General features: G+C 50.7%; 6 protein-coding genes. 3 read left to right on the forward strand and 3 right to left on the reverse strand.

The window, feature by feature from the left end; translation table 11 throughout:
- Window positions 1-1,877 precede the first annotated feature (1,877 nt).
- Together MXE39_RS09705 and MXE39_RS09710 are read right to left on the reverse strand one after the other, a co-directional pair.
- A complete protein-coding gene (locus MXE39_RS09705) occupies window positions 1,878-3,092 on the reverse strand; it encodes a LacI family DNA-binding transcriptional regulator (RefSeq protein ID WP_246978468.1) in 1,215 nt (404 codons plus the stop codon).
- 990 nt (window positions 3,093-4,082) lie between these two features.
- Window positions 4,083-4,226 carry a hypothetical protein gene (locus MXE39_RS09710; protein ID WP_246978470.1) on the reverse strand — a complete coding sequence of 48 codons (144 nt, stop codon included), beginning with the start codon at window positions 4,224-4,226 and terminating at the stop codon, window positions 4,083-4,085.
- Window positions 4,227-5,648: 1,422 nt separating this feature from the next.
- Between MXE39_RS09710 and MXE39_RS09715 the strand changes: the two genes are divergently transcribed.
- The 3 genes from MXE39_RS09715 (at window position 5,649) to MXE39_RS09725 (ending at window position 11,230) form a co-directional block, all read left to right on the forward strand.
- Window positions 5,649-7,220, forward strand: coding sequence for a sugar ABC transporter ATP-binding protein (locus MXE39_RS09715; RefSeq protein WP_246978472.1), 1,572 nt, complete (start codon window positions 5,649-5,651; stop codon window positions 7,218-7,220).
- Between the two features lie 740 nt (window positions 7,221-7,960).
- Entirely contained in the window at window positions 7,961-8,980 is a 1,020-nt protein-coding gene (locus MXE39_RS09720) for an ABC transporter permease (protein WP_246978474.1), read from the forward strand.
- Window positions 8,981-10,312: 1,332 nt separating this feature from the next.
- Window positions 10,313-11,230 (forward strand): ABC transporter substrate-binding protein, encoded by a 918-nt coding sequence (locus MXE39_RS09725; protein WP_246978475.1) that lies wholly within the window; start codon window positions 10,313-10,315, stop codon window positions 11,228-11,230.
- 1,000 nt (window positions 11,231-12,230) lie between these two features.
- Here the strand turns inward: MXE39_RS09725 and MXE39_RS09730 are convergent.
- On the reverse strand, window positions 12,231-18,104 hold the full coding sequence (locus tag MXE39_RS09730; RefSeq protein ID WP_246978477.1) for an autotransporter domain-containing protein: 5,874 nt from the start codon (window positions 18,102-18,104) through the stop codon (window positions 12,231-12,233).
- Between the last annotated feature and the right edge of the window lie 206 nt (window positions 18,105-18,310).

Consider the following 18,310-nt stretch of genomic DNA (forward strand, 5'->3'; position numbering starts at 1 on the left):
CCACTGTATGCAGTAGCCTCTTTATCAGATTTCTTGACCAAGTGTCAGGGTTATGAGCTTAAACCTTTAGCACAATGCAGCTCATTTAAACTTGAACAGATTTTTAACAGGTCTGATTTATGCTTTGCCGAGTCAGCATGATTTATGTGATCTGGATCAAGGCGTGTGTTTCCCCTATCCATGCAATAGATGCTGCCATGAATGCAATTATCTGCAAAGAGTGCAACATACGGGTGAGTCATTGGATGCAGGGATGTATAAGGGTAAGTGACCATTGACCAGGTGGTTATTGAATGGGGTTCATGCAACATTTGCTGCAAGGAATGCAATTCGTTGCAAAATATGCAACCCCAATTGCGAACATTGGCTGCGTACCTGTTGCAAGGGAGGAGCAGTTAATCTGGCGATAATTGAACATCATCCATGCAACGATTGCTGCAAGAAATGAAATTTTCTGCAAAACATTGTAAATCCTGGGAGCTGTCACCACGGCATACAACACGGCGTTCACTTAGGTGGTCCCGATCCTTCTTGCTGGCATCTGCTGATTCATGATGTTCAAGGCCAATCATTACTCACCAGCCACTCATCTCAGCATGCTCTTACCAGGCCTCAGGCTGTACCAGCCCTCAATGTCCAGTCATACCACTGCAGAGCAATCCGTACACGAAGTAGCCTGAGCAGCTAATGCACACAACTTACAGCCTCTGTATGGCAATCTGAACCTGTAGCTCAGATGGCATCATTGGCTATGTGGGTAATGGATCCTGAGGATCTGGCTGCTTACATGGCATGCACTCCTGGCGGGGATCTGCAGATTACTGCACCTGTACTTCTATGGCGTTGCCCATTGATATGAAGTACATCGGTAGCTTGCATCCCAACAGCCTAAATGGCTACACGAGCACTACCGTAACCCGGTGTCTATGCACTTATGCACGGCAGCATGGTAAATTAATTTGCCCTTAGTCAGTTGCCTGTCAGCTTTAATGCCGTGCTGTACTGTTGAACCTGAAGCCTGGAATCTTATGCTGAAAAGCACCTGAAAATCCAGCCAAAAGATACTTTCTAAAAGTTTTATTAATAATCAAAAGCCACTCCCCACATCCAGCTCAACAGTACAAACTCTCAAGTGCCCTGTCTAATTGCTGCTAACCAGATGTTGTAATGGCAGCCAAATGAGCAACTGCCTGTATCGACATCATATCGTGCCCTTAGTCCTGCCCAAAGCCACCTGAAAAGCCCCTTTCTCAGCCTTATCCGGGCTCATAAGCATAGGCGGAAATCTTTGTCGTTTAGGGCCGTGGGATTAACGTATTCCTCATAAGAGGCCTGTTTCCATCTGCCCGTGGCAGAAAAGCCCATGTCCTAAGCCGCACCATTCACCCTCACCTGACTGCCATTTAGGCCTTCTTGCTTAACCTGCAAAACAGTAAAGCGGCAAATCACAAATTCACTAACGTGTCTGTACAGATTTACTGGTTTGAAAATACTTTACAAAGTGTTATGAATTTTCCACTTGTTCTCAGCCGTATTGCGTCTTTCTCCAGAGACACTTCTCATACTTCATCCAGTAAACGGTTGGTCCTGAAGAATAATATGAATCATGGAAGGGACTTATTGCTGTGGCTGGCTGTATGAATGTGGGGACTTTGGAGGGACTTATCAGGCAGGCTGCATTGCGGGCAACATTGCAGTTGTCACTAAGAATTAGGCCGGACAGGTGCTGCCTTGGCAGCAGGGATGTGTTTGAACTCTCTGCCACATGAAGCAGCAAGCCCTCGTATCTGATGCAGATACGAGGGCTTGAGATTACTGGTGATTTTTGCTGTTTTGAACTGTGGTTGCTGTGGCTGCTGGCATGCTGGCCTGCGGTTTTAGCGGTTGGTAGCGTTGAGGGCAGGACGCAGGAGGCGGGCTTCGGCTGTTTCGGTGTATTTGCCCTCTACACGGTCAATAAGGCGGTTAATAGCCAGCTCGGCTGCCTTGACCAGAGGATGGGTAATGCTGGCTACCTGATATGGCAGGATGCTCAGCCATGCCGGGTTATCAAAGGTAAAGATACGAAGATCCTTATTGATTTCAATGCCCTGGTCATAGCAGGCCTGCAGTATACCGGCAGCAATGGAGTGGTTGGCTGCAATAAATCCGTCTATTGGCTGGCTGGCACGGCAGCTTTCCGGAGTGGCACTGGTTGGCAGCAGGATATCGCTGCAGTCATCGGCAAGAGAGGCAGTTGTTTTTGATTTGCGTGACTTGCCTGAGCCTTTGCGGCCACCTGCTGCCGGGGCAGCAGCATCGGCAGATGCTGAGGCTGAGGCTGAAGTGCCTTTGCCATTGCTCTGGGCAGCTGAGCTGCTGTCTTTTGATCTTATGACTCCAGTGCAGGTGTTAATAAGGCTGCTGGTCAGACGGCGGGCATCATTGATAAGGCCGTCGGCATTGACGTCCTTGATGAAAAAGGAGCTGTACTCAATATCATCATAGGCACACTGGGTCAGGGCCAGATGACGTGATTTAAATGAGGAGATACGGTCGATATTGCCAAATACTACGGCAAGATGACGACAGCCCTGGTCACGCAGGTAACTGGTGGCCATCTGCATAGCGGCAGTATCATCCATGCGGAACTCATCATTGATGTTGGTAGAGGTACTGCGGTCGAGCTCTACTACAGGGATATTGTTGATGGCAGGCAGCAGTGAGGCTGTAGCCGATGAAGGAATAATGACTACACCACAGGCATTGAGCACAAGCAGACGTTCAAAAGACTCACGCTCCTTGACCGGGCTTTCATCTGTGGAGAGCAGTACCGGAAAGTAGCCACGCTTGTAGGCTGTGTCCTGCATGATATTGGCTGCCTGTGCAATGAGAATGTCGCACAGATCATTGACCACAATACCAATGGTGCGGGACTGCTGCTTGCGCAGATTGCGGGCTGAGATATTAGGGTGATAGCCAACTTTCCTTGTGTACTCCAGAATCTTCTGTCTTGTTTTAGGTGAGACCTTTTCCGGAGCCGATAAGGCACGGGAGACAGTTGATGGAGCTACTTTCAGGGCTCTGGCTATGTCGGTAATAGACTCTGGCATACTGTGTCTCTCCAGATTAATGCAAACCTTTGTTGTGGCTGCAAAGTTGATTAAACAGGTATTCCTGCACTGCCATTTTCATTATTGCAGGGCAAATTACTGACAATTTGCTGCAATATGTATACAGCTTACAGCACTTTTGCAGCAACTAGTACTAAAAAAGGGGGATTGAGCCAATTTTGCCACCGGTGTCACGTATTAAGACATTTACAGCCCTAATCTCGGGCCATAATGCCCCAGATGACCACACCACCACAGCAAAGACCATGTGGCCATGCCCGGAGCCATAAGATCATCAGCAAGCTGGGCGCTGCAACAATTCAGTCATTCCCCACATCCGCACAGCAAAGCAGCGGCATAGTAACTCACACCCCACACAGGCAAGGTAGTGCAACTGCACAGGTCCACCATACCACACACAGGTAGTGCAACTGCACAGGTCCGCCACACCACACACAGGTACTGTAGGGCAATAGACATCTCAGCCTCACCCCATACTGGCACAGAAGTGCAATTGCAAAGCTTAGTAACACCCCACATTGGCACAGTAGGGTAACAGCTCAGCTTCACTAAACCCCACATCAGCACAGCAAAGCAGCGGCATAGTCAGCCACACTCCACACTGGCATAGTCAGCCACACTCCACACTGGCATAGTCAGCCACACTCCACACTGGCATAGTCAGCCACACTTCACACTGGCACATTAGTGCAATGAATACTGCTTGCCCACCACAAGAGCCCTCCGGGTCAAAGGCCATCTTCACCCGAAAAGCACCTTCTGATACTGCTGCCCTTGAGCCATGCAATGCACTGCCGCAGCTTTTATTGAAAAGCTATTTTCAGCAGCTGCCCCATGGTCTCTAAGCGGCGATTTTCAGCCCAACCATCGGCTCAAAAGACGGCCATTACCACTTATCTCAGTACAGTTGCCGTGCTCTGCCTTAAAGGCAAATACTCAGTCCCAGCACTGCAATAGTCTGACTGCCAGTCATCTAACCAATAAATCATCACCACTGTCATCCATTTCACCCATTAGCTTGCCGTATGAATACATATCTGGCTGCAGACCTGCAAGACCATCAGCAAGCAAGTCAGCAAGCTGAATGTATGCTTTCTGCTTTCTTACTTTCATGGCAGTCTCCAGGTCTGACCTTTGTGGTGGAAATGAGCTTGTTTTCCCGATAAACACGGTATTTGAGCAGCATGGAAGACTTGCCCCATCTGAGCTCATGAAGTCACTGAGTTGCGTAAGCCACTCGAGCTGCTCAAGCTGTTTGAGCGTCTATGTCCACCGTCTCAACCAGTCTCAGTCGTGCTAACCCATGCTCAAAGTAGTCCCTTTTGACCCCAGGCCGCTGCAGTGCCTGCGGCTCTGCAGCGGCAATAGCAAAGGCATCTAACCAAACTCCCTTTATCATTTAGGCCAGTGCTGGGCATGACCAGAGTACCCAGCTGCAAAAGCAGGCAAGTCAATCACCGCACCGCAGCAAGCCAGTCTCTCTGGAGCCATGTATAGGTCCCTGTCTGCACAGGCCTCTGTGAGCTTCGTTCATGGCAAAGATTCCTGTCCTTATGATCATGCTGCTTCACTGGCTTTTGCCTGTGGCTGGTCCTTTGACCTGATGCTGTCCTGTAATGCTGCCTTTGCAAAAACTTTAGCTGTGCCCTTGCTCAGCCAGATGAGGTTGATACGTGCTGCCTGAAACAGCACGTATCGTCATCTGCCCCAGAGGCCAAAGCTACAGCCACAGTTTCAGGACCAGCTGCGGCACCTGCACGTGCACCTTTATCTTCATGATGAGGCTGCAGCTACTGTGATTGCATCCTTTGAACAGTGGCTGTGGTACATGCATCTTCTTTCTCAGGCAGTGCTGCGAACCTTATCCGTTCTAATCAGCTGGGCAACGGCAGCGTATCCAGCACCATCACCCTCTGGGAAGTGTCTGCGTAAATGTGCAACTGTGCTGCAGCATGGGCCATGGGATTGGCAATGGCATTTGCAATGGCTTGATCACGGCTCAGTCCATAGCTCTTATGGCTTAAACAGTGGCTGAATTTGCTTAGAGAGCCTGACAGATGGTGGTATTGCGGGCCGTTTTTCGGGCTGCCGTTCAGTGGCAGAGGCCGTGGTGATGGAATGTTGGGATGTTGGGCGGCGGGGTTGTTTGGTGGGGAGATGTGGGGTGTGGCCGGGTACGGACTTTTGGGTGACAAATACGATACTTATGCTGATAGCAACGTTACCAGTATTTTGGGGCTGTTAGGGGATAAAAAGTTGGGGTCTTGCTGTTGTTGAGGTGTGAAAATCTTTGCAAAAGGTGGTAGGGGTGTTTTTGGTTGTTTTATAAATGGCTTATATAAGCCTGTTTTGGTGGGGTGTGCCAGGATCAGGAAATTTTTTGAAAAATGTGATCTCGATGCGGTTTCATGCAATCGTTTGCATAGTCAATTCTCTAAGTGAGATGTAAATCTCATTTTTCAGGGGCGGCTGTTTATACAATTACCTTTGGTGCTGTGTACAGCATCAACCTGGCCAATAAATGAGGGCTGTGCTATGGAAAATGCCACTAATCCACAGACTGCTGCAGGGCAGAAAGAGACAGTAGTAAAGCTGTCACGTATCTGTAAGTCATTCAATGGCGTACCTGCTCTGGTTGATGTTGATTTTGAGCTGCGCAAGGGTGAAGTTCTGGCTTTGCTCGGAGAAAACGGCGCAGGCAAATCAACTCTGATGAAGATATTAAGCGGTATTTATACCCGTGACAGCGGCGATATGGAGATCTTCGGTAAGAGCATCAGGGCTCAGACTGGTGATCTGGCCCGTGAACAGGGTATTGCCATCATCCATCAGGAACTTAACATGTGTCAGCACCTTACAGTTGCTGAGAACATTTTCCTTGGCCGTGAGAAAGCATCAGCAGGTGGTTTCTGGCTGCGTCAGAGTGAAATGAACAATGCTGCCCGTGAAGTTCTTGACCACCTCAATGTAGATTTCCCTCCTACTGCCATCACCTCAACCCTTTCTGTTGCCAAACAGCAGATTGTGGAAATTGCCAAGGCCCTGTCCTGCAATGCCCGCATTCTGATTATGGATGAGCCTACCTCTGCTCTTACTTCCAATGAAATTTCCGATCTGTTCGATATGATCAGACGTCTCAAGAGCGAAGGCGTATCCATTGTCTATATCTCCCACCGTCTTGAAGAGCTCAAGCACATAGTAGACCGTGTCTCCATCATGCGTGATGGTCACTACATCACCTCCATGGATTTTGGCGAGAACAAAATGGATCAGATCATTGCCCATATGGTGGGCCGTGAGATTACTGACCGTTTCCCTCGTGTGGAGTGTGAGGCCGGTGAAGTGCTCTTTGAGGTTAAGAACCTCAATGCCGGACGTATGGTACGTGACGTCAACCTCAAGGTACGCCGTGGCGAGATTCTTGGTATAGCAGGTCTGATGGGCGCAGGTCGTACTGAGACTACCAGGGCCATTTTCGGTGTGGATCCTAAGGAGTCCGGTGAGATTATCGTCAATGGTCGGGAAGTAAAGATTAATAATGTGGCCGATGCCATTAAGGCCGGTATTGTGCTGGCTCCTGAGGACCGTAAGCGTGACGGTCTGTGCACCAAGCTGCCAATTAGAGAAAACATTGGTCTGCCAAATCTCGACTGGATGTCATCAGCTCTGGGGCTTGTTATCCGCAAGGCCGAGAAAGAAGCTGTAGACAAGGAAGTAAGAGATCTGGCCATCAAGGTTTCCAATGTAGAAAACGATGCCGCGTCACTGTCAGGTGGTAACCAGCAGAAAGTGGTTATCGGCAAGTGGCTGGCACGTGACTCTAAGGTTGTAATTTTCGACGAGCCTACCCGTGGTGTTGACGTGGCTGCCAAGGTCGAAATTTACAACATCATGAATCAGCTCAAGCAGCAGGGTGTAGCCGTTATGTTCGTCTCATCGGAGCTGCCTGAGGTTATGGGTATTGCCGATCGCATTATCGTGATGTGTGATGGCAGAGTAACAGGTGAGCTGATGGCCCGTGAGGCCACTCAGGAGCAGATCATGAAGCTGGCTACTACCTTTGAAAACAAGCTGGCCTCTGATCAGGAATCCAGAGACGCATCATAGGCTGCAGCGCAGCAAATCCATCAGTAAAGCGGCATGAGCCTCAGGTGCATGCCAGATGATTAACCGCCACCTGCAAATAATACATTTCAGCGCAAATCAGACCTGCGACAGCGGCCCATGGCCGCAGTCGCAGCAGCTGCCGTAAGCAGTAGCTGCAGTAAGCAGTGGCAACGGCCACTGCAGCGGCAGCATCAGTTGTGCAGCAGACATGGCCTCACAGGGCTGGGCTGCTGCAGGGAAGACATCAAAAGGTAAGCCCCTTTCCCAGGGGCTGTCAGCTATCAGGGCCGTTCATGCCAGACGGCTGTCGTGGCTCAATGTGGCTCAGCAGGCAAGGCCTGCAGGCAAGCAGGCCTGTAGACCATATCCAGCAGCCGGCAGCCTGGTGTAGGCTGGCTGCAGCTGGGCCTCATGCTCAGAGCCGGCAGTTGCCGGCTCAGTCGAGCCTGTTTCCAGCAAGCCAGGCTGGCATACAGCAGTCTTGCAGGCTTTTGTGTATGCTGCAGCTGTCTGCACATGCAAAGGGCCGGGGTGTCATGCAGGCGATGGAAGTAATGGAGTCCATGAGCTGTATGGCAGCATGGCAGCATGCATTGCTCTGATGTACCTGATGTCATGGATATCATCGATGTCCCTGATATCAGGTACTCTGTTCTTACCTCAGAAGCGCTGTGAGGCAGTTTGCTGCCTCAGACAATTGAATATACTCTGCTCGTGTTTGCTTATTCAGGGATACTATTATGGAAAACCAGAGCTTCATTGCCCGTATTTTTGCCATTCGTGGCATGGGTCAGGTTGTTACCGTAGGCCTGGGCCTTGTCATTTTATGTCTGGCCTTCTCCTATCTGAATCCTTACTTTGCCACCAGCCGTAATGCTGCCAATCTGCTCCGTCAGATTGCTCCAATCCTTCTTATCGGTATTGCTCAGTCCTATGTGCTGATCACAGGTCAGATTGACCTGTCCATCGGCTCGGTAGTGGGCATGTCCTGTATGATTTCAGCCACCCTTATGACCAGGGGATTTGACCCATGGATGGCCTCAGCTATTGCTCTGGCCTGCTGTATGGCTGTAGGTCTGGTCAACGGTATCCTGGTATCCAAATGCAAGGTGGCAGCCTTTATTGCCACGCTGGGAACCATGACCATAGCCCGTGGTATTGCCCAGATCGTCAATAACAACTTCAATACCGATTCCATTGGCGATGGTGCCGAAGTCTTCCGTAATTTCTTCTACTATGGCAAGACCATGGGTATCTACAACACTATCTGGATTGCCCTGATCTTATGGTGTGTCTTTGCCTTCCTGCTCTCCAGAACCCGTACCGGTCGTCACATTTATGCCGTAGGTTCCAATATGGAAGCTGCCCGTCTGTCAGGTGTATCCGTTCCACGTACCATTACCACTGCCTACCTTATCTCCAGCTTCTGTGCCGGTGTCGTAGGTCTGATTACCTGTGCTACTGCCGGTATGGGCACCATGGACTCAGGCAATATGTATGAGCTCTATGCCGTTGCTGCATCCGTAATCGGCGGTGTCTCCACCTTTGGTGGTCAGGGTCTGCTGCTGGGTACCGTAATCGGTGCTGGTATCTGGGGTGTGCTCCAGAACGGCCTGCAGTTTGCCGGTGCTCCACTGGCTATCCGTAATATCGTAATCGGCATTATTGTGGTAGTATCAGTATTGCTTGATGTAATGCTTCGTTCCGGCAGCATCAAGAACTTTACCAGGAACTTCAAGTTCCTCCATCCTGTTAAATAATTACCGTGCCCCTAAGGGCACAAAGTGAAAGAGCCTGCCTCTGTCGGCAGGCACCTAAAAAGGTAAACACAGGGGCCCTGCAGCCTGCCTCACATCCAGTGCGGTGCTGCAGGGCCGCAAAATGCCGTCACGCAGCCCGCAACTGGCATGCGCGACAGCAGGACACCAGTCCAACAGGTCACCAGGTCAGCCAGACCGAAAAATTGCCAGATCCTGGCTCATGCCAGATCATGGCCCATGACAGTCTCCTTGTCCATGTCAGTACCAGTGCCGCCATGTACTTCCCATACATGCGCAGCATGCACCAGGAACAGGCACCCTGACATTCAGGTACAAGGGCATTCAGTCACCTGCATCCCAGGCAGTGACGTGCTTAGTGACCAGTCGCTCACAATGCACCGTAGCGGCTACCTGCAGCTCACCTTGCACCGCGATGTTGTGCTGTGCAGATCGCCGTGACGTAAGGTGCCATAATATGCAGGTCAGCTCCGATAACAAGGCCAGGCAATTATGCACAGCTTCCCACTGTGCAGTGTATGACCGGACGCAACTTGCTGCAGCCATATCTGTGCATGGCTCAGCCTCTCCACATTCAGCCCCGCAGTTTGCTGCGCAACCTGCAACGTCAGGGAGGTCAGAGCGCGAGGACGCCAGTCGTCCCTTCGTGTGTACTGGCCTGAAATACTATAATGAAAGCATCAGCACAAGCATGAGTGAATGTCTGAATGAATACAGACAGGCATGAGCACATTCCTGAGTACATGCCTGCACTGAATCCATGAGCGACATGTCCAGCCTGCTGCTGAGGGCGTGACCACGCCCCCATATGGCAGACAGGCCAGCCTGCATGCCAGCCATGGCCAGCCATGACTGGCATGCACTGCGTGCCCGGAGTACCGGCATGACCATCAGACATATGGTGTCCCGGCATGATCATCAGGCATATGATGCCCCGGTATGACCATCAGGCATATGGTGGCCCGGCATGGCCATCAGGCATATGGTGCCCCGGCATGACCATCAGGCATATAGTGCCCCGGCATTACCATCAGGCATATGATGCCCCGGCATGGCCGGCAGGCATATGGTGCCCCGGTATGGTGGTGCTGACAGTGTCCCTTTGCTTACCTGTGAAAAAGAATTTATCTGATCCTTGCGCCTGCCGGGCGCGGCTGCGGAATTATTTGCACCCGCAGCTGTGAGCGCCTGGTCTGCAGAACAGTCAGGAGTATCCTGAACGTGGCGCAGGAGGATCATATAAATGGCCTGAGCGTGCCACGAGGTGCGGTTACGCTCTGAGCAAACTCTTAGATATATTCAGGAGCTTTTACTATGAAACTTTCTCGTCTCGTATGCGGTCTCTTTGCAGCAGCTGCCTTAACCTCCTCTTCCATGGCCATGGCCGAAGATTACAACGTATTCTTAATCACCATGGACCAGAACGATCAGCACTGGGTTCGTGTTAACGCCGGTGCCGCCAAGGCAGCCGAAGAACTGGGCAATGTAAAGCTGCAGTGGAATGCTCCAGATCTCAAGGACGACGCCAAGCAGATCGAGGTTGTTAACAATGCCGTTGCCGCAGGCGCTGACGTAATTCTTCTCGCCGCCAATGGTCCTACAGCTGTTACCGCTGCCTTAAAGGAAGCTGACGCTCAGGGCGTAAAGATCATCTATGTTGACTCCCCAGCTGACTTCCCTGGCTTAAAGACCTTTGCTACCGACAACAAGGCTGCCGGCAAGACCGCCGGCGAGAAGCTCATTGAGACCTTAAAGGCCAATGGCATTGAAAAGGGCCGTATCGGTATCGTAGGTGTTAATGCTGCTACCAACTCTACTGTTAACCGTGAGCTGGGCTTCCGTGAGGCCTTCAAGGGCACTGACTTTGAGGTGCTGCCAACCCAGTACTCTGACGGTGACACCGCCAAGGCTAAGGACATCGCTGCCAACTACTTCAACCAGGGCTGCGTAGGCATATTCGGCACCAACGAGGGTTCATCTGTAGGCGCCGGTAATGCCGTTAAGGAGTTCGGTGAGGGCGTTTACGCTGTAGGCTTTGACAAGTCCAACATGATTCTCTCCCTGGTAAGAGGCGGTCAGTTAAGCGCCGTTATGGCTCAGAACCCTGAGGTCATGGGCTATGAGGGTGTTAAGGCTGCCGTTGACGCCATGCAGGGCAAGGATCTCGGTGAGAAGTACGTTGACACCGGCGTTTCCGTAATCACCAAGAAGAACATGGCTGACTTCCTCTAATCTCTGATTAAAGGCAACAATCAAAAAAGTCTGCTACTCAACCTGCCAGCCACCTCAGGCCCCTCCTGAGGCGACTGACATGCACAGGGCCGCACATCGCAAGATGCGCGGCCCTGTAGCTATATCGCCCCAGACAGAAGAACAGATCAGGCCCGGCCCGGTCCCGTCCGGCACGGCCAGGTCGGCCAGCTCTGTCCCGGACCGGTCAGGCCAGTCATGTCCCGGACCGGTCAGGGGGTGTTTCTTTAGATTCTGCTTGGGAGGAGCAGTATAAGTCGTGACAGGCACGGTAACTGACTTCAGTGGAGCTGCAGATGGGTACAGGGGACAGTTCAGTAGATTACTTTTTCATCATGGCAAGACTACATGGCTGACAGATCTTGATCAGGTGTCTTGTCTCGGTAGCAGTCCCTGTGAGGCTCAAAGATTTGCTCCATGAGTATGAACCCTGCACTTAGTTTCTGTGGCTTCAAGATGAGATACATTAGAAAGCACTCAGGCACAACAGGTGTCGCTTGCATATAAGCTCAATGGTATTGATCAAGGGGCTATAACATATGTCTGGTCACAGGTTCATGTCAGCTGCTTATTAAGCTGCGTCAAAATGAAGTTATACGATACAGCCATCATAATTTCGAAAAAATCCTGCAGCTCATTTGCAAATCTGTTCATAGGTATATTTATCCCAACGTAAAAGGCGGTTTTGGAAATCCAAAAACCGCCTAAAATATTTTGTAAAGCATCTAACCGGTATTATGTTCTTGCTTGGGACTCATTCCTTACACATGAGCTTGCCTATCATATGCAGGAAATCTGTCGTGGCATTGAACTCAGTTCCAGGCTATATGCTTTATAAATTGTTTTGGTTTTTCGTCTGTGTGCAACGATCTGATAACAGCTTTCCTGAGTAATGGTTCCCAGGAAATTGTGATTTGGCATCACCACCAGACGCCGGGGCTGCTGCCCCGGCTACGGTGACAATGAATATCACAAACTGTTATTAGAATACGTAGCGTACAGTTGCGTTAGCACCGAACTCCTTGACGTTGGAAGAACCTGTGTAGTTCAGGCCAACACCCAGGCCGAGGTTGCCAGACTTGGCTGCTACGCCGATGGCAGTGCCATAGGTGAAGCTGTCCATAAACTCAGTCTTAACGTCGGTTGCCAGGTTTTCTACGCCAGTCCAGTGAACAGTACCATCAGCAGTGTCGTCACCAAAGTTACCGGTTAAGGTAAGGTCGAATGCTGGCTTAACTGTCCAGGTGTCCATGACGTATTCCTTGGCGATGGATACACCGACAGGGATAGAGAAGACATTGGCAGCTGATGTGGCAAAAGATGCTACTTCAGTTGAGTCAAGATCTACGGTGTAGTCATCCATGTCAATACGGGTGAAACGCAGACCGGCGTGTGGGGTAACCTCAACACCACCGAGGTCCATGGCGTACTGACCGGTTACACCAAGTGACATTGTGGTAGTGTCAAATGAGGAGCTCAGCTTACCGGAACTGCCACCAGCCTCTACGTCAGAGTCAACAGTGGTGTATGAGAGGTCAGCAACAATAGACAGAGCGTCCATGCTGTAGCCGGCATACAGAGCACCACCGAAGTAGTTGAACTCATTGGTTACAGCAGATGCTGCACCCTGACCATCAGCATCACCAGAGCCAATGTTGATCATGGCACCGGCGCGCAGACCGTTACCTAATGAGTAGTCACCACCAAGAGCAACGCCAAAGATGCTTACATCTGAGCCGTAATCAACACCCTCTGCACCGAAGCCGTCAGAGTCGGCAGAGCGGTAAACAGGGGTTACCCACATGCCAGTGCCCTGACCATTGTCAGCATAAGTAAGGGATGCGGCAGCATTGCCCATACCAAAGCGACCGGATACGGCGTCAGAGGTGGTGGAGGTTGCAGTCAGGGCTGCCTGAGAGGCACCACCGAAAGCACCCAGACGTGCAGCATTTTCAACTTCACGGCCGGAGTGGCTGTTGATGGCTACGTAGTCAAGCAGAGCGTTGCCAGCCTTGTAGTAGACAGTCTCAGTAGTGTCCTGACCCATATCTACATAGAAGAGCTGATCCAGAACGTCCTTCTTGGTAACTTCGGTGTCATCAGCAGCATTAAGGATCTTGCCACCAACATACTTGTACTCACTGGCAATGCCATTGTGCAGAGCATCAATTGGGGCATCAACATCAGTGCTGTCCCAGTTGTGGTTCTTAGCAGCATAGGTGAAGAGGGTCTGACGTACTGGCTCAGAGGCATCAGAGAACATGGTCTTGACAGCTTCCTTGTTGATCTCAAGATCAACAGAGCCAACAGTGCCGGTCTTAAGAACGGACTGCAGCAGACCATTTACGGTCTCAACAACCAGCTTGCCGTCAACACCGCCTTCGCCCTTACCCACAGTCAGATCAACATCAGTGCCGGTTACTGCACCCTGTGGATCAGCCTGGCCATTGTCCTTGAACAGGTTGACTGAGTTGTAAACACTCCAGCCAGCGCCGGTCAGCAGAATCTTGGCACCGTCCTCGGCGTAGATGGTGGCCTTATCGTCGTTAAACTCTACGGCATAACGGCCATCATCGTTTACAGATGCAGTGCGGCTTACAGCCAGAGCTGAGTTGGCACCAATATAGACATTGTTGCCAGTCTTGGCCTGGTAAGCTGTTGCGTCTGCATCAGTTCCTGCAGACAGCTTGGCAAAGTTCTCATGGCCAATCTTGGCGTCAACAGTAAGATGGTCGCCGGAGTCCATGGTCAGAGACTTGTTGATGTAAGCAATAGCGCCAGTCTTGTCAGCAGACAGGGAGCCGTTTTCATCGAGTAAAGAGGCAAAGTCGTACTGAACCTGGCTCTGTGCATTGGCTGTATCAACACCGAGAGCAACGATGGAGTTTTGCAGTACTGCCAGATCACCGTTAAGCTTGCCGGCACGTACCTTCTCATCAGCCTGATTGAGATCCTTGAACTGCTTGACAGCAACCAGGGAGGCCTTCTGACCATAGGCTGGGTCAACAATCATAATGCCGCCGCCCAGGTTGAGAGTATCAACCAGTAAGGTGGCACCGGCACCATTTGGCAGCTCTTTGGAGACATCAGAGCCTACCAGCAGCTCGCTGTCAGCAGCACCAAGGGTCAGAGAGGTGGCAGCAGTGGTACCTGCAGCAATATGACCATCCTTGGCTAAGGTGGCATCACCAATCTTGTTATTCTTACCTGAGAGAGTTACAGCATCGCTGAAAGCAGCCTTAGTCAGGTTAAGGTCACCGCTCAGAACGGCAACATCATTAAATGAAGCATCCTCAGCATTGATGCGGCCGGCAAAGTCGATCTTCTTAACGCCTGCACCATCGCCGTTCACAACCAGCTTCCTGGCAGTTAAGGAGGCAGTGGCAGCGTTGGCGGCATCAGAGGTCAGGAACTTAACAGTGGTGTCACCAGAGGTAACAGTAAGGTCCTTGCTCAGGTCCAGGGTGTCAACATTAACGCCCTTGGCCACGGTGGTAGAACCATTGATTACCAGAGAGGCAGAGCTGCCATCAACTTTGTCGAGCACAGTGGCACCGGCATCAGAGTTAACAGTCAGCTTGGCATTCTCACCCAGGGTGATCTTGCCGGCCTTACCGCCATTGTTCAGCTCCAGGTTAGTGTTCTTGTCAGCCTTAAGACCGAGAACTTCACCAGCGCCGTTAACAGCAAATACCTTCTCGCCATTTACAGTAACAGCGTTGTTCAGAGAGGTATTGTAGTTAACGCTAAGCTGAGCACCGGCCATGGCATCCTCGGACTTGACTGAGCCCCAGTGACCGGTAATGGTCTCTGATGAGTCAACCTTGGTCAGCTGAGCCTGCATGTACTCTTCATTGGTGATGTTTGGCAGAACATCCTTGAAGCCTGCGGCATTGCCCTTCCACTCTACGGTACATGGCTGACCCTCTGCTGCTGGTGGGGTAACAGTCAGACCTGAGACAGAGCCCAGACCAAGGTTAAGAACACCGGCAAAAGCACCGCTGAAAATCTCGGACTTTAATGACTCAATACCTTCCTTCTTAAAGGCTACGCCCTTATCGAAGTTGAAGTTGATCTTGGAACCGGCAGCAGTGGCATTGATAGAGCCAGAGGCAATAACATCGTCATTGACAGAGATTGCCTCAATAGCGTCCATCTTACCTGTGGTGATGCTGAATACACCCTTCTCAGTGCCAGCAGCGTCATAGAAGCTGTTGGAGATGTTGGAACCAAAGTTCAGGGTACCAGTAGCACCGACAGTTACGGAGTTGGCAGCCAGCTTCAGGCCGTTGATATTGCCCTCAGCAGGATCAACATTGCTGGTACCATTAATGGTAAGGGTACCATCTACGGTTACGCCCTTGGCAGCGTCAAAGTCACTGACAGTTAAAGTGCCAGTCTGCTTGACCTTAGCAGTGCCATCAACAAGCTTAAATTTCTTGGCAGTTAAGGAAGCAGCAACAGGGTTGCCGTCAGCACCAAGGGTGGTAACTTCGTTTCCAACAGTGATACCGCCACTTGTAAGAGTGATATCTCCTGCACCCCAAGAGCCAGCCTGGACGTCTAACTTGCCCTTGTTAAGAGTTAATGCAGCACCTACAGATCCGGTAGTTGTGGTGGTTATATTGGCGCCATCAACAACAGTAAGGTCGCCAAGCTTTAATACGGAACCGTCTTCTAAATTAATACCGGTGCCAGTACCAACAGCAAGTTCCTCAGTAACAACGAAGTTACCAGAGCCCAGCTTGGTGGCTGCATTTGCAGCGCCATCAAGAGTCAGAACGCCGGTCTCAATGGTGCCGAGGTTAGAACCAGTTCCTGCTGTAACGGCAGTGCCAGCGCCGGTAATCTTGATGCTGTCGGCAGTCAGCTTGGAGCCTGCAGCGGTGAAAGCAATAGATCCTACTGCAGCAGAAGTAACTAACTTGCTCTGAGCAATTTCAAGATCGCCATTGATGTCTAAAGCACCACCTGAAATGTCTGTTTTGACCTTGCTTGCAGAGGCAGTGAGCTTGCTGACAAGATCAGTGTTCAGAACAATGGTACCGCCCTTCTTGGCACTCAGAGTGCTTTCCTGAGATGAATCCAGGGTCAGCTTATCGGCTGTTAAGGCAGAGAGGTCCAGAGTCGCTGATAATGGGCTGTTATTCTCAGCACCAACAGTTACGGTGCCACTGGTAAGATCCAGGGATGAGCCGGCATTAAACTTAAGGGAAGCAGCAGTAGACTTGGTAGCCACGCCAGAGCCTACTGTAAGGGCGCCTGCTTTAGCTCCGCTGCCAACAGCAACGGCAACATCAGCTGTCCATGAGCCATTTTTGATATTAAGAGCACCATTTTCACCAAGGACCAGCTTAGAATCAGTGTTGGTACCTGCGCTTATGGTGCCTGTGTGAGCCAGCAGCTTGGCAGTCTTTTCAGTGTCCTTGAGCTTGGCAAAACCCTCAGAGGCATTGATAGTGTCAACTGAGGCAGCGCCAAGATCCATACCACCCTTGAGTACCAGGTTGGCATCAACAGTCAGACCGTTGTTTGCCTTTAACTTGGTATTTGTCAGTTCAAGGGCTGCACCATCAGCCTTGGTAAAGGTAGCAGTATCTACAGTAACGTTACCACTGGCTGCAAGGTCAGCATTTGCCTTGTAGGAGCCGGCCTTAATATTGGCATTTCCTGCAAGTCCGATGGTGCCAGCAGATGCTGTTCCACCAAAAGCCAGACCGCCTGCAGTCATATCAAGCTCGGCAGTGCCAAGGTCAAGAGTACCGGCATTGATGGTCAGCTTGGAACCGGCTGCTGCTTTGGTAAGAGTAGCAGCATCGGTCTTTAAGGTGGTGCCCGTACCGGAGATAGTGAAGTCACCGCCACCCTTAACAGTTGCACCTGAACCAAGAACTACAGTACCGCCGCCGTCAACAAGAACCTTGTTCTTGATATCAAGAGTACCACCAGTAATGGACAGCTCTTTCTTAACGCCGGTTACAGCAGTATTGCTGAACTTGAAGTCAACTTCACCCTTGGAAGCAGTATCGATAGTGCCGCCTGCAATAGAGCCGGATACCAGGTTGATGGTGATCTTGGAGTTGTCGGTCTCTGGCTTATCACCATCAGTAGCAGTAATCTTGCCGCCGTTAATAGTCAGTACAGCAGCATTGATTGTTGATTCAACAGTATTTGCTCCTGAAGCTGGCTTAGCAGTGACGATGGAGCCGTCAGAGTTTAAGGTAAGACTGGTGTTTGATGACAGAGCGCCAGCAGTAATAGTTTTACCCAGAGTAGCAGCTTTACCAATTTCTACCTTGCTGTCAGCAGTTTCAGAGTCTCCATTGCCGATTAAAATTGTAGTTGCGCCTAAAATTGCAGTATTACTACCTCCTGAGCCAGTAACTTTAACTGAGCCTTTTTTTACGTCCAGCCCCAATAAAGTCAGGCTTACTGGCTTTGCTGCAGAAGTAGTAACTTTCAGCGCAGCATTCTCACCTTCAACGATGATTGTGCCCTTATCTGCAGTTACAGTAGATCCTGAGTTAGCAGTTGTTGTGATCGAGTGATCTCCACTGGTAAGCTTTAAGAAAAACTCGTTGGTGTTAGTAGCAGTGTCAACACCAGACAGTGCAGTTTGCTTGGAATTATCGGCTTTCTTGTAGCCAGACAGGTCAGCCCACTTTTGGGCATCAGTTATGGCGTTTGTAACCAGATCAAAAGTAGGCTCAGTTGCGCCAGGTGCAGCCTGAGCAGCACCAGCAGCCATACCGGCGGTCAGGACAACGGCAGAAGCAATGCCCTTAAAGTAGGCGTTTTTGTAGATTGCACGATATTGAGCCATCAGGAACTTGATGGCGTTGTTAGAAAGTTTCATCTGTTTTGTAATGAAATTTGAAGTGTGTTCTGTCTCGTGCTTCCTGATAGGCTTGCGGATCTTAAGGCCCGGCCTCATCAGGAAGGAGCCGCTTCACTTCAGGGGCGGCTCGGTGCCAGCTTATTCTTTGCCTGTGATGACAAGGAATTGCTGGCTGTTTGCTGTTCTCATGGACATAAATGCCGATGAGCTCTTCTGGATAAGCT

The sequence above is a fragment of the Anaerobiospirillum sp. NML120511 genome (assembly GCF_023050955.1).
In the GTDB taxonomy this organism is placed as follows: domain Bacteria; phylum Pseudomonadota; class Gammaproteobacteria; order Enterobacterales; family Succinivibrionaceae; genus Anaerobiospirillum.

What these genes read in the sequence shown, in the direction of transcription:
- MXE39_RS09710 (WP_246978470.1), bottom strand. Translation starts at nt 4,226, where the DNA reads ATGAAAGTAAGAAAGCAGAAAGCATACATTCAGCTTGCTGACTTGCTT.
- MXE39_RS09720 (WP_246978474.1), top strand. Translation starts at nt 7,961, where the DNA reads ATGGAAAACCAGAGCTTCATTGCCCGTATTTTTGCCATTCGTGGCATG.
- MXE39_RS09730 (WP_246978477.1), bottom strand. Translation starts at nt 18,104, where the DNA reads ATGAAACTTTCTAACAACGCCATCAAGTTCCTGATGGCTCAATATCGT.
- MXE39_RS09725 (WP_246978475.1), top strand. Translation starts at nt 10,313, where the DNA reads ATGAAACTTTCTCGTCTCGTATGCGGTCTCTTTGCAGCAGCTGCCTTA.
- MXE39_RS09705 (WP_246978468.1), bottom strand. Translation starts at nt 3,092, where the DNA reads ATGCCAGAGTCTATTACCGACATAGCCAGAGCCCTGAAAGTAGCTCCA.
- MXE39_RS09715 (WP_246978472.1), top strand. Translation starts at nt 5,649, where the DNA reads ATGGAAAATGCCACTAATCCACAGACTGCTGCAGGGCAGAAAGAGACA.